General features: G+C 40.5%; 26 protein-coding genes. 7 read left to right on the top strand and 19 right to left on the bottom strand.

Going from position 1 to position 22,214, the window contains the following annotated elements; all coding sequences use genetic code 11:
* Nucleotides 1-8: 8 nt before the first annotated feature.
* The 3 genes from J2Z69_RS17330 to yyaC all read right to left on the bottom strand — a co-directional run bounded on the left by J2Z69_RS17330 (nt 9) and on the right by yyaC (nt 2,320).
* The gene (locus J2Z69_RS17330) at nt 9-668 is read right to left on the bottom strand and encodes a DUF6483 family protein (protein WP_209865578.1); all 660 of its coding nucleotides are present in this window, start codon (nt 666-668) and stop codon (nt 9-11) included.
* Nucleotides 669-898: 230 nt separating this feature from the next.
* Complete coding sequence (locus J2Z69_RS17325) at nt 899-1,699, bottom strand: alpha/beta fold hydrolase (protein WP_209865575.1); 801 nt, start codon at nt 1,697-1,699, stop codon at nt 899-901.
* Nucleotides 1,700-1,783: 84 nt separating this feature from the next.
* The gene (gene yyaC, locus J2Z69_RS17320) at nt 1,784-2,320 is read right to left on the bottom strand and encodes a spore protease YyaC (protein ID WP_209865573.1); all 537 of its coding nucleotides are present in this window, start codon (nt 2,318-2,320) and stop codon (nt 1,784-1,786) included.
* 140 nt (nt 2,321-2,460) lie between these two features.
* Between yyaC and J2Z69_RS17315 the strand changes: the two genes are divergently transcribed.
* Nucleotides 2,461-2,682, top strand: a complete 222-nt coding sequence (locus tag J2Z69_RS17315; protein WP_209865570.1) for a DUF1128 domain-containing protein — start codon at nt 2,461-2,463, stop codon at nt 2,680-2,682.
* An 83-nt stretch (nt 2,683-2,765) separates the two neighbouring features.
* Here the strand turns inward: J2Z69_RS17315 and J2Z69_RS17310 are convergent, their stop codons facing one another.
* Complete coding sequence (locus tag J2Z69_RS17310; RefSeq protein WP_209865566.1) at nt 2,766-3,485, bottom strand: pirin family protein; 720 nt, start codon at nt 3,483-3,485, stop codon at nt 2,766-2,768.
* A gap of 127 nt (nt 3,486-3,612) precedes the next feature.
* Nucleotides 3,613-4,650 (bottom strand): asparaginase, encoded by a 1,038-nt coding sequence (locus tag J2Z69_RS17305; RefSeq protein ID WP_209865563.1) that lies wholly within the window; start codon nt 4,648-4,650, stop codon nt 3,613-3,615.
* Nucleotides 4,651-4,874: 224 nt separating this feature from the next.
* Between J2Z69_RS17305 and J2Z69_RS17300 the strand changes: the two genes are divergently transcribed.
* From J2Z69_RS17300 to J2Z69_RS17290, 3 genes are all read left to right on the top strand, one after another.
* Entirely contained in the window at nt 4,875-5,357 is a 483-nt protein-coding gene (locus J2Z69_RS17300) for a YtxH domain-containing protein (RefSeq protein ID WP_209865561.1), read from the top strand.
* 91 nt (nt 5,358-5,448) lie between these two features.
* Nucleotides 5,449-5,772 carry a DUF5665 domain-containing protein gene (locus J2Z69_RS17295; protein WP_209865558.1) on the top strand — a complete coding sequence of 108 codons (324 nt, stop codon included), beginning with the start codon at nt 5,449-5,451 and terminating at the stop codon, nt 5,770-5,772.
* Nucleotides 5,773-5,800: 28 nt separating this feature from the next.
* A complete protein-coding gene (locus J2Z69_RS17290; RefSeq protein WP_209865556.1) occupies nt 5,801-6,025 on the top strand; it encodes a hypothetical protein in 225 nt (74 codons plus the stop codon).
* Between the two features lie 58 nt (nt 6,026-6,083).
* On the opposite strand, the gene J2Z69_RS17285 is transcribed toward J2Z69_RS17290, so the two are convergent.
* The 11 genes from J2Z69_RS17285 to J2Z69_RS17235 all read right to left on the bottom strand — a co-directional run bounded on the left by J2Z69_RS17285 (nt 6,084) and on the right by J2Z69_RS17235 (nt 18,103).
* The gene (locus J2Z69_RS17285) at nt 6,084-7,085 is read right to left on the bottom strand and encodes a magnesium transporter CorA family protein (RefSeq protein WP_245339430.1); all 1,002 of its coding nucleotides are present in this window, start codon (nt 7,083-7,085) and stop codon (nt 6,084-6,086) included.
* An 83-nt stretch (nt 7,086-7,168) separates the two neighbouring features.
* Nucleotides 7,169-7,939 (bottom strand): sigma-70 family RNA polymerase sigma factor, encoded by a 771-nt coding sequence (locus tag J2Z69_RS17280; protein ID WP_209865553.1) that lies wholly within the window; start codon nt 7,937-7,939, stop codon nt 7,169-7,171.
* Nucleotides 7,936-8,391, bottom strand: a complete 456-nt coding sequence (rsbW, locus tag J2Z69_RS17275) for an anti-sigma B factor RsbW (RefSeq protein ID WP_209865550.1) — start codon at nt 8,389-8,391, stop codon at nt 7,936-7,938. Before rsbW ends, J2Z69_RS17280 begins: the two co-directional genes overlap by 4 nt.
* Nucleotides 8,392-8,409: 18 nt before the next feature.
* Complete coding sequence (locus tag J2Z69_RS17270; protein WP_209865547.1) at nt 8,410-8,748, bottom strand: STAS domain-containing protein; 339 nt, start codon at nt 8,746-8,748, stop codon at nt 8,410-8,412.
* 117 nt (nt 8,749-8,865) lie between these two features.
* Nucleotides 8,866-10,533, bottom strand: a complete 1,668-nt coding sequence (locus J2Z69_RS17265; protein ID WP_209865544.1) for a response regulator — start codon at nt 10,531-10,533, stop codon at nt 8,866-8,868.
* A 39-nt stretch (nt 10,534-10,572) separates the two neighbouring features.
* Nucleotides 10,573-11,445, bottom strand: coding sequence for a CheR family methyltransferase (locus J2Z69_RS17260; protein ID WP_209865541.1), 873 nt, complete (start codon nt 11,443-11,445; stop codon nt 10,573-10,575).
* A gap of 58 nt (nt 11,446-11,503) precedes the next feature.
* Nucleotides 11,504-15,163 (bottom strand): response regulator, encoded by a 3,660-nt coding sequence (locus tag J2Z69_RS17255; RefSeq protein WP_209865538.1) that lies wholly within the window; start codon nt 15,161-15,163, stop codon nt 11,504-11,506.
* Entirely contained in the window at nt 15,164-16,324 is a 1,161-nt protein-coding gene (locus tag J2Z69_RS17250) for a PP2C family protein-serine/threonine phosphatase (protein ID WP_209865535.1), read from the bottom strand.
* Between the two features lie 224 nt (nt 16,325-16,548).
* Nucleotides 16,549-16,890 (bottom strand): YflT domain-containing protein, encoded by a 342-nt coding sequence (locus J2Z69_RS17245; protein WP_209865532.1) that lies wholly within the window; start codon nt 16,888-16,890, stop codon nt 16,549-16,551.
* A 120-nt stretch (nt 16,891-17,010) separates the two neighbouring features.
* The gene (locus J2Z69_RS17240; protein WP_209865528.1) at nt 17,011-17,553 is read right to left on the bottom strand and encodes a hypothetical protein; all 543 of its coding nucleotides are present in this window, start codon (nt 17,551-17,553) and stop codon (nt 17,011-17,013) included.
* Between the two features lie 40 nt (nt 17,554-17,593).
* Nucleotides 17,594-18,103: a DUF948 domain-containing protein gene (locus J2Z69_RS17235; RefSeq protein ID WP_209865639.1), complete on the bottom strand. Its 510-nt coding sequence runs from the start codon at nt 18,101-18,103 to the stop codon at nt 17,594-17,596.
* Between the two features lie 237 nt (nt 18,104-18,340).
* Between J2Z69_RS17235 and J2Z69_RS17230 the strand changes: the two genes are divergently transcribed.
* Nucleotides 18,341-18,505: a DUF1328 domain-containing protein gene (locus tag J2Z69_RS17230; protein ID WP_209865526.1), complete on the top strand. Its 165-nt coding sequence runs from the start codon at nt 18,341-18,343 to the stop codon at nt 18,503-18,505.
* Between the two features lie 200 nt (nt 18,506-18,705).
* Here J2Z69_RS17230 and J2Z69_RS17225 read toward each other — a convergent pair whose 3' ends face one another.
* Nucleotides 18,706-19,272 (bottom strand): hypothetical protein, encoded by a 567-nt coding sequence (locus tag J2Z69_RS17225; protein WP_209865524.1) that lies wholly within the window; start codon nt 19,270-19,272, stop codon nt 18,706-18,708.
* Between the two features lie 144 nt (nt 19,273-19,416).
* On the opposite strand from J2Z69_RS17225, the gene J2Z69_RS17220 reads away from it, so the two are divergent.
* Nucleotides 19,417-19,818 (top strand): hypothetical protein, encoded by a 402-nt coding sequence (locus tag J2Z69_RS17220; protein ID WP_209865521.1) that lies wholly within the window; start codon nt 19,417-19,419, stop codon nt 19,816-19,818.
* Between the two features lie 132 nt (nt 19,819-19,950).
* Here J2Z69_RS17220 and J2Z69_RS17215 read toward each other — a convergent pair whose 3' ends face one another.
* Both J2Z69_RS17215 and J2Z69_RS17210 read right to left on the bottom strand, forming a co-directional pair.
* The gene (locus J2Z69_RS17215; protein WP_209865518.1) at nt 19,951-20,715 is read right to left on the bottom strand and encodes a C40 family peptidase; all 765 of its coding nucleotides are present in this window, start codon (nt 20,713-20,715) and stop codon (nt 19,951-19,953) included.
* A 286-nt stretch (nt 20,716-21,001) separates the two neighbouring features.
* Nucleotides 21,002-21,895, bottom strand: coding sequence for a cation diffusion facilitator family transporter (locus J2Z69_RS17210; RefSeq protein ID WP_209865515.1), 894 nt, complete (start codon nt 21,893-21,895; stop codon nt 21,002-21,004).
* 124 nt (nt 21,896-22,019) lie between these two features.
* On the opposite strand from J2Z69_RS17210, the gene J2Z69_RS17205 reads away from it, so the two are divergent.
* Nucleotides 22,020-22,205 (top strand): hypothetical protein, encoded by a 186-nt coding sequence (locus tag J2Z69_RS17205; RefSeq protein ID WP_209865512.1) that lies wholly within the window; start codon nt 22,020-22,022, stop codon nt 22,203-22,205.
* Nucleotides 22,206-22,214: the final 9 nt, after the last annotated feature.

Here is a 22,214-nt window from a genome sequence, read left to right as displayed (position 1 = left end):
AGCTGTCCTCATCCTATTTTATCCCTTCTTGCCTTCATCCGTTCGATGCCTTCCCTCACCTCATGCAAAGGCAATCCGCCTTGTTCAAGAACCTCCGAACTCACTGTCAGCCAGCGCTCATAATACTGCAAAACTTCAAGCGGTGAAATAGCCTGCTGTTCAAGCAATCGATACAAGGCATTCTCAGACTGATCGTATTGTCCTCTTTTTTCTTCATACATCAGGATAAGCTTCTGCGTCTCTACAGGGAGGGTATAGTCTTCTAACATACGCTTTAGTTCGGCTACACAATCATGTAAGTGCCACAGCTCGGAATCAGCTCCATGTACATAAGCAAAAAGAAATAAATGCAGTGCTTTGATCGCGCGCAGCACGCCTTCACGAGTCTTACCATCATCCAAGTAAATCTTACTTTCTTCCATCATTAATCTTGCTGCACTTTGAAGCTTATCCGTCTGTATTTCACCGGCAAATCGGAACAATTCTATGAGATCCTTAACGGATAGAGCATGCATCATTTGAGCATCTAGTCTAAAATGCTTTTTATATTGTTCATCCAATTCCCAAAGCGCCTCAATCCGCTTCTTTTCTTGTCTGAGTCCCAAAGCTACTCCAATAGATTCTGTCATTTCTTCAATCATTCTAAGGAGATAATCTCTTCTCAACATGAATTTCCTACCGCCTCTCTTAGGACAAAGTCCTGACCTCCGATACGACGTCTTTCGCTCCGAACTATAAGATATACCAAGATCCTACCCCATTTAAGACGGCTTTTCCACTGCATGACTTCATGACTTCACAAGAATGAACAGAAAAACCGGAGATTCCATAGGAATCTCCGGTTGATGTTGTAGTTATAAATGGACCGCTTTATTTTATTTTTCAGTAAAAATTGTGCTTAAGCTTGTGTAGAATGAATCTTGCCTAAGAATTCTAATATTATATTTGCCAATTGCTCAGGAGCTTCATACATACTCATATGGCCTACTCCAGCAATCGTTTCTTGAGTTACTTTAGGTCCTTCTGTAGTGAACGTTTTTTCTGCAGGAATTACGCCATCCTTTTCCCCAGCCACGAGCAGGATAGGCAACGTACTTGATGACAAAACATCTCTACGATCTGGACGTTCACGCATTGCCATTGCCGCGCCGGAAGCACCCTGTGGTGGAGTTTTATATCCAATTTCTTTTACGCGAATCACATCTTCTGTTAGCTGTTCAACATGATCCGGAGCGAATAGCGCTGGCACCAAATTCTCAATAAATGTAGTAATTCCTTCAGACTGAATGGTGGATACCGCTTTCAAGCGTTTTTCTTTAGCTTCTTCACTATCTGGATAGGCCGTAGAGTGTAGAAGTCCAAACCCATTCAAACTGGAAGCATAACGCTGCGCTACAGAAAGGGTCACATACCCACCCAAGGAATGGCCTAGTAAGGTATACTTCTCCACCCCGATGGATTCCATCAGACCTGTCACATCATCCGCTAATTGCTCGATCGTATATGCCCCAAGAGGTGCATCGGATGAACCATGTCCTCGAAGATCTGGAGTAATGACTCGATATTGTTTAGATAGAAGAGGTACAATTTTATCAAAATAGCTTGAACTTCCACAGAAGCCGTGGACTAATACGACAACTTCACCTTCGCCACGATCATCGTAAGCAATGGTTGATCCATTCACTGTAGCCTTTTCCATTGTATATTCCTTCTTTCGCTCGTATGTATGGGTTAATCAATATTCCTATTATTAAGCTAAACTGCACCTTCTGAAACTTAAAGTCTATAATTTAAATGCCTGACTAATGGCATGGACTACTTCTTCAACCATCCCCTTAACTTTATATAGTGATGTCATTTGCAGCGTAGAATACGGTCGAGGTCCAAATACATTTACAATTCCAGCTATACTATAGTGACCTATTGGCTTGAATTTCCCACCTACTGACTGCCCTGGTACTAGGGGCCCTTCGGCTACAGAATACATACCTACCGTGTCTACCTTACCTAGAGCAGCATCCAAAACAATAAGTTTTTTCTCCGAATGAATGTCTTCCATATAGGCTTGCAGATTGTCGGCATCACATGGATGTTCTAATGTTCCTATCACTTCGAAATCACTTAATTCGGTTAGTCTGCTTCCTACCCAAGGCGCCCAGGCATCCCCCGTCGACTTATCCGTTCCAATACATAAGAATAAGATTTCTGAGCGAAAATAGGCGCTTGCTATCCCACTGAAAAATTGTTCAAGTCCCTCATGATCTGTTATTCTAGCTCCAACTCGATCAGAGGAATGTGTTCGCTGTCTACTGGATTTCATGCATTGCTCTGCTCCTTCAAAAGAATACTGCTTTCTCTATATTGTACCGAATCACAAACCGCGCCGCAAAAAAAGATGATCCTCTCTCACTCACATGATACAATACCTAAAGAATGTTCTAAGAAAGAAGGGGACTAACCATGGATTTAACTCAAAAGACGCAAGAAAACATTGAATATATGATTGAAGCCATCAAAAACAAGCTTAGAATGGCCACAGGAGCAGCCATGCAAGCTTCCGCGTTTTCGGTAGATCGTTACGACGATATCCACGAAGTCTACGATATTGTGATTAACAAAGAGCGCCTAAGCATATCGGAAGTAGAAGCTTTAGCCTCTGAACTAGGTAGTCTAAGATCTTAATTTTTTTTGACCGTATGGATACAAAAAAGAGTCCTACTTATCCTTTGTACAGGAAGAGGACTCTTTTTGTATGTTGGATTACATTAAGGCATATCAATTAAAATAAACTCCGCAGGACATTCACTACCTATTCCTCGTATGAGTAAATCGCAACTCTTTTTAATTCGAGTAGCATCCCCAGGATTTAAGGTCAGTTTCTCGTCTCCACATGTGATTTCTATATGCCCACTAATAATAAACACATGACTTCTACGATTTTCGCGGTGTGGTAAAGACACTTCGTTCCCTGTTTCTAATGTGGAAAGATACACCGTTAATTCCTGATTAATCGGCAACGTACTCTCTTCTCCGCGTCCAGATACAATAGGTAGGAGAGCATTCAGATGATCTTGCTTTTCAAAAGATCGACTTTGCCAATATGGAAGTTCGCTCGGTTTGTCGGGTAAAAACCACATTTGAATGAACCGAACTTCTTCTTCACTCGAAGGATTATTCTCTTCATGCACTACTCCAGTACCTGCGCTCATTACTTGCACAGTACCTGCCTTCAACTCTTGCGTATTGCCCAGATCATCGGTATGGTTCAATGTACCAGATACCACATAGCTTACAATTTCCAAATCATGATGAGGATGTTTTTTGAATCCTTGCTTCGGCTTTAAGATATTCTCATTATGTGCCAGCAGGCAACCGAAGTGAGCATTGCTGGGATCCTCATAGTCTGAAAAAGAGAAACTGAATTCACTGTGTATCCAACCACGATCTGAAGTATGGCGCTCATCCGAAGTTATCACTTTAATCATTGGTATCTACCTCCATAGTCTTCAGAAACTTTGTTTATGTTCATGCCGTTTCTTTTCTTGTCTATCTCTTACCCGCATGATTAGAGCCTCAATCAACTATGGAGGGTGGTTTTTTTAAGCTATTTAGCTAGCTAAGGCTGGATTTTAAATGGAAAACGCCCTCTGCATATCCCACCTGTGTTCCAACATCATTCGTAATTTTTTTACTGAAATTTTCTTTTAAATGATGAATGGTATCTGATACATCGTATCCGATTTGTTCTAGTATACTTTGTACCACCCAACCCCATTCTTCTTCAGAACCGTCCAAGATTTTGAAGGCTATACCTAGACGCTCTTTCTTGAGACTAAAACAATATACGCCCTTAAATCCACCCTTCGCGATGATATTTTGATCTTTGAGCAGCAACGAATCTACTCGATCGCTTCCTCCTACTAATATAGGATAGGTATTCATTGCCGAAGTAATGGTCTCTACGGCCACGCGTGTAGCCTCATCTTGAATTAAATCAGGACATGCGAGCTTCACATAACCATACGCCAAGTTTGAAAGGGGCAACGCAAATACAGGGAATCCACATCCATCTGTACCTTGTATGAGATCGTCTGTACTCATCCCGGTCATGGTCGCAAAGGTCTCTATAATTTCCTGCTGGGCTGGGTGATCTGGCTGATCATATCCTTGAAGTGAATATCCCATCATTTTACTGTAAGCAAGAACGCCGAGATGCTTCCCTGAGCAGTTGTGGTAGAGTCGTCTCCGTCCTCCCCCTGCACGTAACCAATCTTCTTTAGATCCTTCATCTAACGGAAGACTTGGTGCACATACGAGACAATGCTCTCCAATTTCAACTTTTTCACTTAAATGTTCAAGGGTCTGCACGTGTACTTCTTCCGATCGATGCGAGGCAGTCATCACGGCCACCTCTTTAGTAGATAATCCATAATGCTCGTGAATTCCTGCCCGAATACCTGGGATGGCTTGAAGGGGCTTAGCGGAGGATCGAGTAAACGCTCGATAATGTGGATCGCCTAAAGCGTACACGACCTCTCCATATTCATTTACGATACTTATATGTCCATAATGGGCATTTTCCATCCAGTTGCCCCGATATTCTTTAATCATCATTTCAGGTGCTACTTGATTCTCTAGTTGTTCTAACATACGCTCTTCCCCTTCCAAATCAAAACTCCCCTTTAAGAGGACTATTCTTTCCTACATAATGATGCTCAACTCTAATAGTATAGTATACGAAACATAAACCGAACAGGAACTTATCCTTTCCAGTCTAAATTTGATGTACTGTTTCAGTGGGTATCCTCTAGTTTAAATACAAAGTAAGCAGCAAGCAAACGAAATGCACAACTAAAACTAAGGAGTGACTCATTATGAATAAAGCAGAGACAGAATACCCAGTACAAAGTGGTTCAACATTTACAAAAGGCCTTCTAATTGGTGGTTTGTTAGGTGCAGCAGCAGCTCTTTTATATGCTCCTAAGACAGGCCGTGACATGCGCAGTGATCTTTCCGATAAATGGGGCACGGTTTACGACAAATCTAAAGATGTGGCTTCCGTAGTAAGCGACAAAACAACTGAACTTGCTAAAAACGTAGGTACTAAAACTACTGATATGGCTAAAACTGTTGGCGCAAGTACAAGCACATTGCTCTCCAGCGTTAAATCCGCTTCAGGAATGGTAGCTGATGAAGTAAAACAAGCAGCAAGTAATGTGTCAGATGACGCTCGTGATACAGCTGAGACCGTTGCGAATGAAGCTAAAAATACTTCTGCTGACGTAGCTAAAGATGTTCAAAAAACATCCCAAGAGACAGCTCGTGAAGTAACAAACAAAACTCGTTCATCTTATTAATTCTTGATGAATAGTAACGTTTGAATAGCCAGCTTCTTCTTTGCTGGCTATTTATTTTCCCCATTTTTCTATTGAAAGGAAGTCATGCGGCATGGGAGAACTGAAACAATACGACACTAAGGATCATCCTTTTGAACTTAGACATGAAGTAAAGAAACTGAATACACGATTGGATGACATTGCTGACGCACTCGAACGATCCGATTTCAAGGATATTATAGAGAATTATACGAATCCTAAGAAACGGATTATCTCTAATTTCACGGCTGGCATGGCTCGTGGATTAGGACTAACCGTCGGTACAGCCTTAGTGCTCGTCCTGCTGGGATGGATTACGAGTTTCTTCGTCTCCATGCCGCTGATTGGGGAGTTTCTAGCTAATCTGCAAAGTTACATGAATGCTTACAAAAAATAAAGCCATCTTCTGAAAGGGGATTATCCTCATGAGTCCAACGAATCCAAAAGATGAACAAGAAGAATATACCCGCGATCAAATTAAGGAAGCTAAAGAAGGAAATCTTCCGAAGAGCAAAGACATCAATGAAGCAGAGAATGGCTCTATGGTAAATGATATGGACGATTTGAAACGCTTAGGTAAAGAAATGGAAAATATGGATACAACGACTGAGGTTGAAGAAAAAGGATTGAAAAACGATCCAGAACAATAAAATTCATATAGAAAAAGCCTGGGCTCTACGCTCAGGCTTTTATTGTTCAAGGTTTACCTCATAAGTTGCTTTTTTCATTTTCAACTTCCAGCAAGTCCCCTGTCCATCCCTTCGCTCTTAAGAACCACCACAAAGTGAATGTACCTGCAAATATCAGAGCCATGACGATCACAAACCCCCATACCCCATCCTTCACCCAAGGTAAGAAATCCGTATTCATACCCCATATTGCTCCGACCACAGTAGCTGGAGTGAACAAAGAAGCTAACAATGTCAACGTTTTTGTAATTTCATTTCCTCGGAAAGCAGAGATCGCATCATCGATTGAGATCAATGTATCAATTTCTTTCTCATAATGCTGAAATAACTGTTCCATCCGTTCTACTCTATACGTATAGCGCTGGAAATACACACTGTTATTAATTCGATCTAGATAGGCTTCCCGGGATGCCGTAAGCAGTTCTTGAAACGACATAAATAAGTTATGCCAGAACAAGAGTTCAAAACGGGACGTCAGAATCCAGTCCATAATATTCTTTTTGTTTCGCCGCTTCATCGTCTCTTCTACTCTACGCAGATTACCTTCAAAATGATCCATACCCGCGTGAAAGTAGTGTAATACAGTTCTAGATAATATGAACAGGGCATCACTTGGGTGTGTGCATGCACTTAATATCGCCAAACGCTCTGGCGTTGTCATTAACTCGCGGGTATTGTCATCCAAATTAATAGTAACGAATACGTCATTACTAATAAAAAAGTGAAATTTATTACACGAAGCCGCGGTATCAATTTCTTGTTTTACTGAATACATGAGTGTTCCAAAAATAATTGGATTCTCTTCGGTAGGAATACGTACCGATAAGTAACTAGTCTCCACGGCAGGAATTTCCTTCAACCATTCTTCTGTTAAAGGATACTTCTCTCTTAATTCCTCCACATCTGAATTGTCCCAATTCTCCACATTTAGATCGTGCCATGCCCAGCCTGCATCCGCGTTCCATTCTTTATGCATTTCCGGAACATGCTTAATATCATCTTCAATCTGCTCCATCATCATTCCTTATATCTCCTCTTCTTTAAAAAAGACACGCTACATCCCTTGAGGAATGGCGTGTCTTTTAATTTGTTAATTCAGAGCAATTATGAATTAGCATTGGACATAATTTGTTTTAATTTTTCCGTCGCACGTTTTTGAATACGCGATACGCTCATTTGAGATACACCCAATTTTTGAGCAATGGCTCGTTGAGATTGCCCATCTTGGAAAGCCAGCAATAGAACATTTTGTTCCTGTTCTTTGAGTTGGCTTAGCGCTTGCTGAAGATCCATTCTTTTCTCAACCGTATCATAATCATTTGCATCCGAACTTATGAGTTCACCTAGAGTCGCTGTGCTTTCATCTTGAGACAATGGAGAATCCAGAGATACATAATGATAGCATTCACGACCAGCCAATACTTCAATCGTTTCTTCTACAGAAAGATCAAGGAAAGCTGCAATCTCTTTTACATCTGGCGAACGTTCAAAGCGAACGGTAAGTTCATCGATAGCTTGTTGAACTAAAGCGCCTTTTTCTTTTATCCGACGAGGTACTTGAATGTACCATGACTTATCACGAAGAAAATTCTTCATATGCCCAATCATACTCTTCATCGCATAGGGTTCAAATGGAATTCCTAATGAGATATCATATTGCTGCAGAAGACGAATTAAGGCCATTTGTCCTACCTGATATAAGTCTTCATACAAATCTGGGCGGTTTCTGGCAATTTTACCTGCTGCCATTTTGACCATCGGCTCATATTTCTTGATGAGCACGGTGGCGATGTCGTTATCTTTCGTTTGTTGATATTCCCAAATTAAGCCGGTGGCTTCGTTCATAGACTCGGGGGGAGTCAGTTTATCGGTCATACGGTCTCCTCGCTGCGAGCAAGTTTACGAATCAGAACAACCTTTGTTCCTTTCCCTGCTTCGCTCACAACGCTCACATCATCCATAAGCGCCTGCATTAAGTAGAAACCTAAACCACCGATTTGAGCCTCATCCAATTCTTTATCGTGAAGCGTCACACGATCGCCGCCTGACTTATTCCACGAATCAAAGCTTTCCCCTTCGTCCTTCACCGTTATGGACAATTCGTCCGGCTTAACTTCAAAAATAACTTCGACTTTACCTTCTTCTTGCTTGTACGCATAAAGTACAGAATTATTGCATGCTTCGGATACTGCTACTTTCATATCTTCAATGTCCTCATAAGAGAAGCCCATCTTAGAAGCAATTCCATACAAATTCAATCTAACTATATCGACATATTCGGCCGTTGCGGGTAAGTGTAAAGAAACTTTTTGTACTTCGTCTACCATTATACGTTCTGTCCTTTCCTATTGGGAATTCTCTTTTGGAGCAAAAAATTTAGCAATACCCGTCATATCAAACAATTTTTGAATTTGCGGCGGTACTTCACGAACAAAGAACTGTGCACTCATACCATGTCTTGCTTTAAGGATAGATAATAAAATACCAATACCCGTACTGTCGATGTATTTCAGATCTTTAAGATTGATTACAAGATCTAAGTTACTATCCCCAACTAATGGCTCCATAACCTGTCTAAAATCAGGAGCTACGGACAAATCCAGTTCACCCGTCAAATATACGGTGCAAGTACCATCTTCCACTTGCGTTTCTGCATTAAACTTCTCGTTTTTATTAGTATTCATAGACAATCTCTCCTGAATTATGTTTTTCTATATCTTACAGCTTATTCTCTAATAAATAAACCTTTAACCCATCCTTTGAAACACAAGGACAGGCTGGTAATAAATTTCTTTTTAATTTTACCCTGTTGCATTGGAGTCCGATACCAAAGAATCGGAGTATTTGTTAATCATGTTTTTGATGTGATCCAGTTTCACGGGTTTGCTGACGTAATCTGTCATCCCTGCTTCTTTGCAACGTCCTTGAATACCATCCATCACATTAGCTGTCATTGCAAAAATAATGGGCCTTTGATTCTGTTGTTCACGCTCTGAACAAATTCTCCGTGTAGCTTCAAGTCCATCCATTTCAGGCATTTGAATATCCATAAAGATATAATCATAAAGATAAGAAGATCTAGCCATTTCAATCGCCTGCAGACCATCTCCAGCCACATCTGCTGCTAAACCTAACTTCCGCAGCATACTAACCATTAACTTTTGGTTAATAGGGTGATCATCTACAACAAGAACACGCTTAGTGTTTTCCTTTGGCATAGAATTTATTCTATCTCTCGTTATTCTTTGCAGTTCATGCTGTAGATCTTCTTCACTCTTCCCTACTTTAATGGTGAAAGTAAATGCCGTTCCTGGGCCTTCTTCCTCAACAGGATCAACTTGGATATCTCCACCCATCATCGACACTAAGTTCTTGCAGATTGCAAGTCCCAGCCCCGTTCCTCCATATTTCCTTGCCATAGATGAATCGAGTTGTGAAAAGGGTTTAAAGAGCTTTTCGGCCTTGTTAGGATCAATACCAATACCTGTATCACGCACTGTGAATTCAAGCATCATACGTTGATGTGCATGCTCTTTGGCAGAGACCACCAAATAAATACCACCCTGCTCAGTAAATTTCATAGAATTAGCAATGAGATTAATCAATACTTGACGAAGTCTGGCCATATCTCCTTGCACCACAGCAGGTATTTGCTCATCGATAAAATACACTAATTCAAGATTTTTACGATTGGCTTCTACAGTGAAAAGATCAAATACTTCCTTCACACCATGAATTAATTCAAATGGCGTTTCATCCAATTCCATTTTACCGGATTCTAATTTTGTGAAATCCAAAATATCATTAATAACTGACACTAAAGCATCCGAACTTTTACGTATAATTTCTGCATACTCTTGTTGTTCGCCTTCAAGTTCGGTTTCCATTAGAAGATCTACCATTCCAATAACCCCATTCATCGGGGTACGAATCTCATGACTCATCATCGCCAGAAAATCCGTTTTCGCTTTAGCAGCAATTTCGGCTTCCTCTTTAGCTTTTACTAATTCTTCATTTATTTTTTCCAGTTCTTGCGTCTTCTGATGCAGTAACATGGATTGAGTTTTAAGCTTCTTATTCGTAAGATACATACTTACAAAACCTTCAATTTTAGATCTTAAAATTTGTGGGATAAATGGCTTTACCATATAATCGATGGCTCCAGCTGAATATCCAGCAAATAACTGATCGGCTTCCTTATCGTTAGCAGAGATGAAGATAATTGGAATGTCCTTCGTCTTATCTCTTGCTTTAATTAACTTTGCGGTCTCAATACCATCCATTCCTGGCATCTGCACATCGAGAACAATGACTGCAAATTCTCCTTTAAGCAAATGTCTAAGAGCCTCTTCCCCCGAGGTGGCCTTAACAAGACTGTAATGTTCACTATCCAATACGGCCTCAAGAGCCATAAGATTCTCGGGGCGGTCATCTACCAGCAATATATGAATTGGTTCATGATACCCCATAGAATCCCCCCTCAATGTGTGTCATCTTATTTAATCTTGTTATTTAATCTTGCGGTACATCTTCTCGACGCGATCCAGCGGTTCATAACAATCCGAATAGTCCGTAAAACTGATGGATTCTTTAGAACCTAGAACGAGCACCCCAAAATTACTCAAACTTTCGTGGAACAATTTATGAACTCCGTTACGGAGAGTATCGTTAAAATAAATCATTACATTACGGCATAATATCACGTTGAACTCATTAAAGGAACGATCTGTTGCCAGATTATGTTCAGCAAAAATCATATTCTTACGAAGAAAAGGATGAAAAATTACAGAATTATACTTAGCTGTATAATATTCAGAGAAGGATCTTTTGCCGCCCGCCTCCAAATAATTTTTCGTATACAATTTCATTTTCTGTATATTGTAGATGCCTTCCTTCGCTTGGGCTAGGGAACGGTCGTTCATATCTGTAGCATATATTCTCGCTTTATCATAAAGTCCCTCTTCATGCAGCAAAATCGCCATGGAATAGACTTCTTCGCCTGTTGAGCATCCTGCATGCCATATTCGAATATATGGATACGTCCGTAAAATAGGAATGACCTTCTCCCGGAACGTACGGAACATCTCGGGATCACGGAACATTTCAGTTACAGGTATAGATAAATTATGGACTAGTCTGTCAAAATAAGCACGATCATGCAGCACTTTTTCTTGTAAACCGGAAATGCTTTTCAGGTTCTCTCCATGAACGGAATGCCAGATCCTTCTCTTCAAGGAAGGTAGAGCATAATTACGGAAGTCATGCCCATATAATCGATGTATTCCTTCCAATAATAGCTCTATTTCAATTGTCTCCCGTTCGTTCTCACCCGCATCTTGAGGGGATTGAACATCAAAATCATAAAAATCGCCTGAAGTCATGCACTAAACCCCTTCTACGTTGATCTGCTTTCAATATACCTTTACCCAGAAAGCACCGTTACGAATACAACCAAACACGCATTAATGATAAAAGTTGATCCGTTTGTATAGGTTTCTTCATATAATCAGAAGCCCCTGCTTCAATACACTTAAATCGATCGTCTTTCATTGCTTTCGCTGTCAGTGCAATAATCGGTAATTTTTCATACTCTGGCATTTGACGAATTAGAGTCATCGCCTCATATCCATCCATCTCAGGCATCATCATATCCATCAAAATAAGATCAAAATCCCCATGCTCTACCAGTGTATCAATCGCTTCGCGTCCATTCTCTGCAAAGACAACATTCATCCGGTACCCTTCAAGAACGCTAGAAAGAGCAAAAACATTTCTCACATCATCATCTACAAGTAAAATTTTCTTACCTTCGAAAAGTTCTTCTTTGTTGTGTAGCTTGCGCAGAATACTACGTTTCTCTTCAGGCAGGTCAGCCTCCACCCGGTGCAGGAACAGCGTCGTTTCGTCGAGTAATCGTTCAGGAGATTTAACGTCCTTAATGATAATCGATTCCGCATATTTACGAAGTTGAGTCTCTTCCTTATTATTCAGTTCTTTACCTGTATATATAATAATCGGTAAATCACGAAGGTTCTCATCATCCCGAATTTGGTCAAGTAAGGTAAAACCAGTCATATCCGTCAACATTAAATCAAGCACCATACAATCAAAATGTTGTTTTGCAAGTTCATGGATTGCTTCTTGCCCTGTAGATACAGCAGTAATCATAACATCGTCATGTCCGACGAGTTCTATAATAGCTTTCCGCTGAATCTCATCATCTTCTACAATAAGGAGATGCTTGAGACTTTTCTCAATATAAGACTCAATATGGTTAAAAGCTTGTTCCAATCCTTCTCTAGAGGAAGGCTTCTGCAGATAGGCAATTGCTCCCATCATCATCCCCTGTTTGACATCGTCCACTACTGAAATGACATGAACAGGAATGTGGCGAGTATCTGGATTTCCTTTTAATTCTGCCAATATAGACCACCCATCCATGACTGGTAGCTGAATGTCTAGAATAATAGCATCAGGGAGATAAGACTTTGCCATTTTTAGACCCTCATCACCTTGGGCTGACGTTAATGTCTTAAATCCATACCCTCTAGCCATATCAATAAGAATTCGAGCAAAATGAATGTCATCTTCCACAATTAACAATACTTTATCTTGGGACTGGATATCTGCACGATCATCTTCAATCATTGGAATAATAGTTCTTGATGAAGTAGCGGCAATCTGCGTCTTTGTGCGTTCACGGAAGACGGGATCAGCAGTTAATAATGATTCACGTTCCATTTTATTCACTTTGTTCATGACCAAAGAGCTCTCAGGCAAATAAAGAGTGAACTTGCTTCCTTCTCCCTCAGTCGTTGTAAGATGAATTGCTCCACCAAGAAGATTAGCTAATCCGCGGCTAATCGACAGTCCTAAACCCGTTCCGCCATATTTACGACTTGTTGTTCCATCCGCTTGCTGGAAGGCTTCGAAAATTAGATCTGTTTTATCTTTGGATATACCTATTCCTGTATCCCGCACAGCTAGTGCCAGATAAGAGCGAGTGGCATCCAGAGCATAAGGCAAATCATCTGCATGGGCTCTTGATACCTCAAAGGTGACTTGACCCTGACTTGTGAATTTGAAAGCGTTGGATAACAAATTTCTTAGAATCTGTTTGACTCGGTGCCCATCCGTAACCATGATTTCCGGTACATCTGAATCGACTTCAACACCTAAAACCAAATTTTTCTTATGAGCTACTTCCTGGAAGTTTTGCAACACAAACTTTCTCAGTTCATCCATATGAAGTTCCTCGCGGTTGATCTCCATCTTACCTGCATCAACTTTAGATAAATCTAGAATTTCATCGATCATCTTAAGTAAATCAGCACCTGACATATAGATGGTTTGTGCGTATTCTTTTTGTTTAGTGGAAAGGTTGTTCTCTTTGTTCTCTGATAACAACTGGGACAGAATGAGCAGACTGTTCAGAGGTGTACGTAATTCATGCGACATATTCGCCAGGAATTCAGACTTATATTTGCTTGTGAGTTCAAGTTGTCTAGCTTGTTCTTCCAGACGCGTCTTTGTTTTCTGAATCTCATCATTCTTCTCTTCCACTTCTTGGACCTGTTCTTGCAAAGCATGCGTCTTCGCTATTAATTCCGTATTGAAATGTTCCAGTTCTTCTTGTTGTCTTTGCAACAATTCTTCAGAACGTTTGAGCGCGATGGTCTGCTCTTCTAAGTTCTCATTAGATCGACGTAATTCTTCCTGTTGCGTCTGAAGTTCTTCCGATTGAGCTTGAAGTTCTTCACCTTGTGCTTGGGATTCTCTCAGCAGCTCTTCCACTCGAATTCTGCCCATGATACTTGTAAGAATAACACCTAGACTTCCAGTAAGTTCTTGCAATAACTGCATTTGAATCGGTGTGAACGGATGGAAGGCTGCTATTTCGACGACACCAATGGCTTCTTCTTCAAAAACGATCGGATAGATCATCACATCAGCAGGCTTAGATTCCCCTAGTCCCGAACGAACCGATAAGTAATTTTCTGGAACTTCTTTTAAATTCAGTGCAGTTTGATCCGCAGCCACTTGCCCAACTAACCCTTCACCCATTCTGAAGATGGAATGCGGCCTATTCGCTTCATCCATGGCATAAGCTCCTGTTAGACGAATTTCGTTGGGATTCTTCTCTGCTTCACGAATATAGATCGCACCATAACGTCCACCTAATACCGGTGTGAATTCATTAATGAACAATTGACAGACCTGCTTCAATGAATTAGCTCCACGGAACAATTCCGTAATTCTCGCTAAATTCGCATTGACCCACGTACTATCTTGTTGAGCTTGGGTATATTTCTGTTCCATTTCCTGTTTTTGTTCCAGATCTTCTGACATGGATTGGAACACACGAGCTACTTCTCCAATCTCGTCATCCGTCGTTACTTTAATCCTACGAATCGCTTTTAATTTCCCTTTGCCAAAGCTATTCATCATCAGATTGACGGTGTTCAGTCCACGATTAATACTTGGAAGAAGCCATAACATCACGCCTAGCGCTAGCAATAAACCTAAGGCCATGACTAGGACTGTGATTCTAACGGAGTTCTGATAAGCCACATCCGCATCCTTTACCTCTTGCTCAATCTCTAGGTCCTGATAATCGAGTAAAGAATTCAAAGATTCTATAATTTCATTCTGGATCTCAATTCCGGTTGACTTCCGATAAGCCATGGACTTTGCACGATCTCCTTGCTCAAGCAACGAGATCTGAGTATCCACATAAATTTTATATTTATCCCATACTTTTTGAACATTGTTCAGCGTAAGCTTCTCGTCAGAAGTCGATTGACTTTTTAGCAAGGAGTTCAAATTCTTATCGGCTTTATCTCTCGCACTATTCAAATCAGCTTTGACATCATTCACAGCAATATCTGTATTTAAAAGGGCATTGGCCATTTCCTTAGTCATTTCGTTGACCTGCCCGCGCATATCACTAGAATTCCGTACTTTCACATATCGTTGTTCGTATACCTGATCTACTTGTTTCTTAAGAAAGTCCATTCGGTCATAACTTATAAAGGTTAACACAAGCAAAATAAGCATAAGCGAACCAAAGCCGATCAGAAGTTTAGTTCTGATTTTCATCTATAAATCTCCTTCTTTTAATGATATCCAGACTAGACATTTATCATCGTCCCGCTCTTGTGGAATTGTGTCATCAAAGAACATCTGCTGCATCGCATCGATGTCCAGAAGATGCTGATCCTTCAGATGCACTTTCAGATAATCAATCTGTCTGTCTTGATCCCCTTCCAAATTCTCAAGAAGCCCATCCGTGTATAGAACCAGATGGCCATCCCCTTCATAGTAAAGCGTTCGAGAATCTGCCTCAATAGTATCAAATAAGCCTACAGGCGCACATGTTGTATCCAGTTGCGTGACTGTTCCATCATTCATATATAAAAGACCTGGCGGATGGCCTGCATTTACATAATCAATACGCTTCAAATTCGTATCTACTACAAGATAGATTGCAGTAAAATAGTACTGAACCAATTGACTATCTATATGAAGCTGGCTAAATCTACGATTAAGTTCTTGTACTACTTGTTCGGGCTCCACAAAAGTTGTAACTGCATCCTTCAAGACGGAAGCTACAAACATACAGACTAATGAAGAAGAAATACCATGGCCCATCATATCCAACAGAATGACCCCATACTTTCCATTGCCTAGGGGATACCAAGAATATAAATCACCTGCAAGTTCATAAGAAGGTTTGTATAGCGCATTTACTTCAAACTTCTCATCACTTATCGGCGGGCTTAAGACAGCATTTTGAACTAGAGCAGCAAGCTTTAATTCTTCTGATAATCTTTGATCTCGCTCCTTATGCCAATCTTTCTCTTGTTTCAGGCGAAGGGCAAGCCGGATTCGCGCCATCAGTTCAACCTTGTTAATTGGCTTCGTAACATAATCCACTGCCCCTGCATCTAGAGCTTCCGCTAGTTTCTTAGAATCTCCAACAGCAGTAACCATAATAATTGGAATATCTCGAAGTTCTTCATATTTCTGAATAATCTGGCAAGCTTCAATGCCATCCATTTCAGGCATCATCATATCCAGCAGTATCAAATCTATATCGGTAGGTCCCGTAACGGCCCCTGCACCATGATCCAAAGACAAATGCTCGAACATCTCAGCAGCTGAAGAAACAGCGATTGTCTTCCGGTAATTTTCTTTTTTCAATATTTCGCGAATAATAATGATGTTTGTTGGATTGTCGTCTACAATTAAAATTTTCATAATTCTCTCCTTCATGACTCATGAAAGTCGGCGAAATCCCAAATATGCCTTCCTATCGACTATGCCGATCTTTTTAACTATATCATTTATTAACGGGGTGTAATCAAGTAAAAAACGAGGAATATGGCGATTTATGCTGAAATATCCAAAAATATAGATAAGGAATGGGCACAATCCCCATTCCTTATCTATGCATGAGCTTCATTTAGCTATATTTAAAAATATTATTCACTGCGTTTTGCAATAACCAATACTTTACCCAAGTCTAATTCTTTTTCATAAAAATCAGCTTCGGATTCCGTGAATCCAAGAGACACAATCTTAGAGCGAAGTTCATCTCCACGGGAACGGAACAAGTTAGCAATAGAATCAAACATGCCTTCTTCTTTCATCCCAATTTCTTGTGCATTCGCAGTATCCACAATGCGTTCTGTACGGTCTTGATCATGAGCAAGTACAAAGATATGGTCTTTATCATAACCTGTTGCACTTAATTCTTTTACGGTCTCAACAGCATGTACTCCATTTTCCACTACTTTTGCGTATGATTTTGTTGTTTCAGCCATTACAGTCACGCTCCTTAATTTCATATGATTTGACACATCTTGTCGTTTCTTTCTATTGAACTTTTAACCACAAATCCTTGTGTATGAAACAGTTGTTCATAGGGCATTCATTCCAATTCATTATGAATTACTGTCATCAAAGAGATCTATGCCCTTAATGCTCTGAGTAGCGTCTTTATAGATCTTTATAGCACCAGATTCTTTCATATATACATCGCCATCTTCAGCCTTATAATCTGGGTTTCCTAGAGTTTGTCTCAACACATTCGGTTGCAGGGATATCCATTCATCATTAATCTTCATCTGTTGCGCCTCAGTGTTAACATGTACATAGTACACATGATCTTCATACATTCCTACGATAGTATCATTGTAGTGATATTCGGTATAACCTGTTATAGAGTCTGTAGAAATATGATTAGGTTCACCTTTAATCCGGATTACATCCGAACGTTGATCACTTAGAGCAATATCATTTAATGTATTGAAGTATTCTATCGGCTTAAGTTCAGTCTCGCTTGAAGCAATCGCTGAAGACGTTTGAGCTTTTACAGTCCAAGGATATTGGACCGAAGCAACCATGACATTTTGATGAGGGATGGTATGGGTCGGTCCCGTTAGTGGACTCATCATACTTAATAACAACGCGAATGTGCTGAACATGCTGCTCACCCTTTCTAGAACCTCTCATTCAAGCTATACTTTAAGCGCGATATCTTTGCCATACTCCAGCAGCAACATCTACCCATTTTACCCAGCTTTGTTTTGTCTTCTTGTCACTGTATACAGCTGCATATGAATCTACCGTTCTTTCAGAAGGGGATTGAACAGCTGCTTTGGCTGCCGAGGCAGAAGAGAAAGTTGATTCTCCACGAATCTCAGCCGGAGACTTCTTGAACCGATCGATTAGTGCAGAAGAAACTTGTTTAGCACTAATGGTCACTTCATTTAGAATGTCACCTACATTTTTAACCGTTTCTAGGACGGGATCAATCTTCTTCATCTTACCTTGAACATCTTCCGTAATTCCGTTTGCATGTCTAACGACCTGTTTGACTTCATAACTTAATTCATCAATGGTTTTCTGTACTTCTTGCAGAGTCTGTGATGTTTTATCCAAGGAATTCTCAGCGGCTTTCAGTGTCTTAATTAAGAACACAACCAGCGCTACAAATGCCAACGCAATCACGGCCACACTCAACTGCCAAATCAATCCATCCATACTTAATGACCTCTCTTTCTCATCTCAAAATAATCTTTGTTATTCCTTAGTTACCCTATCCTTTTTGGGACGAAACAACTGCTCACTAACTCTCCTATCGGGACTTCCGTCTTAGCGTTTCGTGGCAGGCCCCCCTTGGTTAAAGGACCCATACTACGTTCTCATGAGTCGAATGTAACTTTATACTTACATACCTCCCTAATTTTGTATGAAGAAAGGAGGGTCATCATGTTAAAATGGTCCTTTATTTTTCTAATAATAGCCTTAATTGCAGGTGTTATCGGGTTCTTCCATCTTGTATTTGCTGCTGTTGCTATGATCGCTAAAGTTATTTTCTTCTTATTTCTTGTTCTTTTCGTTATTTCTTTATTTAGAAGAAAGCGTCCTTTATAACACTTAAGGAGGTAGCAAAAGGGTGCATTCCACTAGGAATGCACCCTTTTGCTATGTTGAACACGTTATTTAGTTTAATAACAGCGGATAACGCAGACTTGACACTCTTCTTCTATACATTAATTTTAAATAGACTCTGAGCCTTCGTAGTAATGATATTGACTGAGACTAACTAGAGACTGGATGAAGAAGCTTTCAATTTAGAAAATGTTCAGAAGCTCTAGCCAATTCAATGTTAAAGGAATCTCTATTCCTTGATCTTGGAAGAGTATATCTTTGATCTGAATTACACTCGGTAACTCTTTATCGGGGGATACTCGCTCTACTTTTAAACCTAAATTTGATGGCTTAATATTGAGATCTTTAACTTTTACTTCTATAGGAGTAAGAACCATTAATCCTCCCTCATAATCTATTTCATAAACGGCTGTAGCTCCAAAGGGAATAATTCCCCATCTCCCATTAATTTCCGCCTTTATCCGATGTCCCTGCTGTATGAACTTTGCTCCAGTAAGTGTAAATGGAAGTTTTAGTGTGCCCTCATTCACAGCTGTAGCCAGTTTTTGCTTGGCTAATTGATTCACTTCATCCTGATTAAGATGCAGAATGGGGGTACGTGTCTCTAACATCTCCCGAAGTTTGGGCTTCCAGTTCATCTCAGATGCATTCAAGTCTAGCGTATGTACCGGTCTAATATAAAATACTGCTCCTGCAATGATAATAAGTATGAGTCCTATAGGAATCCACCATAACCAACGTTTTCGCAAAATTTCAGCCTTCTTTCTCTAGTAAACTGTGCAATCATTCCTAGTTTTTTAAAATTATTTTTAAATAAATGATTCTCAAGTCGCTTGGTTGGTTATTTAGAATATATAAATCAATACCAAACATACCCAAGGGAGGAAATAAAAATGAAAAAGATCGCATCCATCACAGCAGCACTAGCTCTATCCGCAGCATTCGCAACAGCAGCGTCCGCAGACGCTACAACAACTACAACTACAACTACGGGGACTACACCAACAACTACTACCACAACAGGAACTACACCAACAACGACTACACCTTCTACTACAACGACTACAACAACTACAATGAAACCCGTTATCTGGTCGGATCTGACGATCATCAATCCTCCAAAAAAATGGGACATCACAAAAATCACTACATTCTACAAAGATCCTAATGGTAAAGCATGGTCTACTTTAGATCCACAAAAGCTTGAGCCTACAGGTCAAGTTATTGGAAACTGGGTAGAAATCTACACTTGGTTGGGTAAAGGCTGGGTTTGGGCACCTGAGTACACTAAATAATATACAACATCATCTTGCTTACATCCAATTAAGCCGCGGCCTCATACATAGAACATTGACTACCAGTGCGGCTCAACGAGAAAAGATCGCTCCCCTATACCATAGGAGGGCGATCTTTTCTCGTTGAGCATCTCAGTTAATTATACTTCCCCCATACAGGAATCGACGACTCCAATTACCAGATAAGCTATCCTTGCGAACTCCACCTGAAATAGCCGAATATGTGTGCATAATCTGACCATTTCCTATATATATCGCTACGTGTGTAATTCTTTCCTTGGATGGATTAATTCCTTGATAATCATGATCAGATGAGCCTTTGTAATTCATGAAGAATACTAGATCTCCCGGACGTAAATCACTAATTTTTGTAATCACCTTACTATGATCTTTCACCCATGCTCCTTGCTGACGTGAGTCTACAGGAAGAGTTATACCTATTGCCTCTTTATAGATCTGTCTCGTGAAATCCGAACAATCGAAGGTCTTTGTTGTATCTCGGTCTGATCCAAACTCATAAGGTGTGCCTAAATACTTGGACCCTGTGTTTATCACAAGATTTATCTTATTCATGCGGTCTGCTGCGCTTTCTGAAGTTACTGTTACATACTTGTCCAACCTACGGATATACCCGGCTGTACCTTCTGAAGTTTGTACATGATAATAATTGCTACCCTTTTGACTTACAAACTTAATCTTTTCACCCTTCTCAAGCATTCTAATAATTTCTCCATCGGATGAAGGCGTAGCTCTTAAATATACTCGGTGCTGAATCGTTCCTGATGGTTCCGATGCAAATTCTGCTGCAGAAGCAGTGGAAGCAGGAATTCCGTCTGTCCAACCCAAAGATAGAAGCATGGCTGCACTTAAGAGGGCTAGGCTCCATTTTTTCTTCATGCTGTTCCTCCTATTGTGTAGTTCATGGATGAGATACCGTCTACTTTGCCTTCTTTACTCAAAAGACTTGCCCCTAAGTATAATCAAAGCCGGGTTCATGGACTATGCGACCATCTGCACATTTGACTACAACTTTTTTCCATAACATAGACTTAGGTCCTATGTATCACTTCAGGGACTTTATCACTAGTCAAACGCAAATAAGGTATTCTATCGGGCTTTTTAGGCCCCTGAATACCTTTTAATCTTTATGCAGTGGTAACAATTACCGATTCATTTGTTTGGGTTAAAAAGGACTGTCTCTGTTTTCAATTCGCTCACCAGGTTCCACATGGACGTGGACATGCAGTATATTATGGCTATTCGCCATATTCTCTTCAATACGATCCGTAATTTCATGACTTTCTGAGACATTTAGCATTGGATCTACGGCGATGACCACATCTACTAAGACAAGACTTCCATGTACACGAGCTTTGACATCCTTGATTGCCTCTACCCCCTCAACACGCGAAATGGAGCTTCGCATGTCATTCAGTTGCTGTACATCAAAACCATCGGTTAGACGATGCGTCGTATCCTTAAAAATATCATAAGCTGTCTTGCAGATGAGGAGTCCTACGCCAATTGCTGCAACGCGATCTAGCCAAGGCAATCCGAATTGGGCACCAAAAATTCCAATTGCCGCGCCAATGCTCACAAAAGTATCCGATAAGCTGTCTTTTGCTGCGGCCATTAAACCTTGATTATTAATTTTTTTAGCTAATTTGCGATTATACATATAGACGACGAACATTGCAGCGGCACTAAAAAGCGCCACACCCGCTGACAACGGATCAGGGGCTACCCGCTTCCCTTTATAGAGACCTCGCACCGCCTCAATCAAGACCTGAATTCCCACCGTAGCCATAATAAAAGAAGCTACCATCACGGCTACCGTTTCTGCGCGAAAGTGACCATAAGCATGATCGGAATCTGGTGGCTTTCTGGAGATTTTCAGTCCGACTAAAATAGCCGAGGATGCTATGATATCCGTAACATTATTGAAACCATCTGCTATTAGTGCGCTTGAATGAAAGCTATAGCCACTAACAAGCTTGATGGCCGATAACACGAGATAAGCTGCAATACTGATCCATGCGCCCCGCTCGCCTTTTTTAATATCATCATAAGCATTCAAGCCATCATCGGCCTCCTTTTTCCAAGCAAACTTACTCTATAATCATTATTCCCGTTGAAGGGGGATTTAAAAACGTATAGAATAAAGATTAGCACCCCCTCTACGTAAAAGGAGAATGATAAAGATGTCGGAACAACAAGAACCTAAAAAAATCGACCTAGCCGAAGCTATGCGTCTCAAGCTGCAGCAAAAGAAACAAAACCAAGCAACGGGTAAAGTAGGCGGCGAAGCCACACACACGACTAAGGCACTGCGTAGCCAAAATCATAAAAAACCTAACAACCAACGTCGTCGTACCGGAGGATCCTAAGATCCATCT

It is taken from the genome of Paenibacillus shirakamiensis (genome assembly GCF_017874255.1).
GTDB lineage: Bacteria > Bacillota > Bacilli > Paenibacillales > Paenibacillaceae > Fontibacillus > Fontibacillus shirakamiensis.
This window is presented reverse-complemented; position numbering and strand designations above follow the sequence as displayed.

Excerpts from the sequence above, each read along its gene's own strand:
- J2Z69_RS17290 (WP_209865556.1), top strand. The coding sequence starts at position 5,801 with ATGAGTCCAACGAATCCAAAAGATGAACAAGAAGAATATACCCGCGAT.
- J2Z69_RS17240 (WP_209865528.1), bottom strand. The coding sequence starts at position 17,553 with ATGTTCAGCACATTCGCGTTGTTATTAAGTATGATGAGTCCACTAACG.
- J2Z69_RS17265 (WP_209865544.1), bottom strand. The coding sequence starts at position 10,533 with ATGGGGTATCATGAACCAATTCATATATTGCTGGTAGATGACCGCCCC.
- J2Z69_RS17285 (WP_245339430.1), bottom strand. The coding sequence starts at position 7,085 with ATGATGATGGAGCAGATTGAAGATGATATTAAGCATGTTCCGGAAATG.
- J2Z69_RS17310 (WP_209865566.1), bottom strand. The coding sequence starts at position 3,485 with ATGATTAAAGTGATAACTTCGGATGAGCGCCATACTTCAGATCGTGGT.
- J2Z69_RS17270 (WP_209865547.1), bottom strand. The coding sequence starts at position 8,748 with ATGAATACTAATAAAAACGAGAAGTTTAATGCAGAAACGCAAGTGGAA.
- J2Z69_RS17280 (WP_209865553.1), bottom strand. The coding sequence starts at position 7,939 with ATGACCGATAAACTGACTCCCCCCGAGTCTATGAACGAAGCCACCGGC.
- J2Z69_RS17230 (WP_209865526.1), top strand. The coding sequence starts at position 18,341 with ATGTTAAAATGGTCCTTTATTTTTCTAATAATAGCCTTAATTGCAGGT.
- J2Z69_RS17325 (WP_209865575.1), bottom strand. The coding sequence starts at position 1,699 with ATGGAAAAGGCTACAGTGAATGGATCAACCATTGCTTACGATGATCGT.
- J2Z69_RS17260 (WP_209865541.1), bottom strand. The coding sequence starts at position 11,445 with ATGACTTCAGGCGATTTTTATGATTTTGATGTTCAATCCCCTCAAGAT.
- J2Z69_RS17205 (WP_209865512.1), top strand. The coding sequence starts at position 22,020 with ATGTCGGAACAACAAGAACCTAAAAAAATCGACCTAGCCGAAGCTATG.
- J2Z69_RS17255 (WP_209865538.1), bottom strand. The coding sequence starts at position 15,163 with ATGAAAATCAGAACTAAACTTCTGATCGGCTTTGGTTCGCTTATGCTT.
- J2Z69_RS17305 (WP_209865563.1), bottom strand. The coding sequence starts at position 4,650 with ATGTTAGAACAACTAGAGAATCAAGTAGCACCTGAAATGATGATTAAA.
- J2Z69_RS17330 (WP_209865578.1), bottom strand. The coding sequence starts at position 668 with ATGTTGAGAAGAGATTATCTCCTTAGAATGATTGAAGAAATGACAGAA.
- J2Z69_RS17220 (WP_209865521.1), top strand. The coding sequence starts at position 19,417 with ATGAAAAAGATCGCATCCATCACAGCAGCACTAGCTCTATCCGCAGCA.
- J2Z69_RS17215 (WP_209865518.1), bottom strand. The coding sequence starts at position 20,715 with ATGAAGAAAAAATGGAGCCTAGCCCTCTTAAGTGCAGCCATGCTTCTA.
- yyaC (WP_209865573.1), bottom strand. The coding sequence starts at position 2,320 with ATGAAATCCAGTAGACAGCGAACACATTCCTCTGATCGAGTTGGAGCT.
- J2Z69_RS17295 (WP_209865558.1), top strand. The coding sequence starts at position 5,449 with ATGGGAGAACTGAAACAATACGACACTAAGGATCATCCTTTTGAACTT.
- rsbW (WP_209865550.1), bottom strand. The coding sequence starts at position 8,391 with ATGGTAGACGAAGTACAAAAAGTTTCTTTACACTTACCCGCAACGGCC.
- J2Z69_RS17250 (WP_209865535.1), bottom strand. The coding sequence starts at position 16,324 with ATGAAAATTTTAATTGTAGACGACAATCCAACAAACATCATTATTATT.
- J2Z69_RS17245 (WP_209865532.1), bottom strand. The coding sequence starts at position 16,890 with ATGGCTGAAACAACAAAATCATACGCAAAAGTAGTGGAAAATGGAGTA.
- J2Z69_RS17300 (WP_209865561.1), top strand. The coding sequence starts at position 4,875 with ATGAATAAAGCAGAGACAGAATACCCAGTACAAAGTGGTTCAACATTT.
- J2Z69_RS17315 (WP_209865570.1), top strand. The coding sequence starts at position 2,461 with ATGGATTTAACTCAAAAGACGCAAGAAAACATTGAATATATGATTGAA.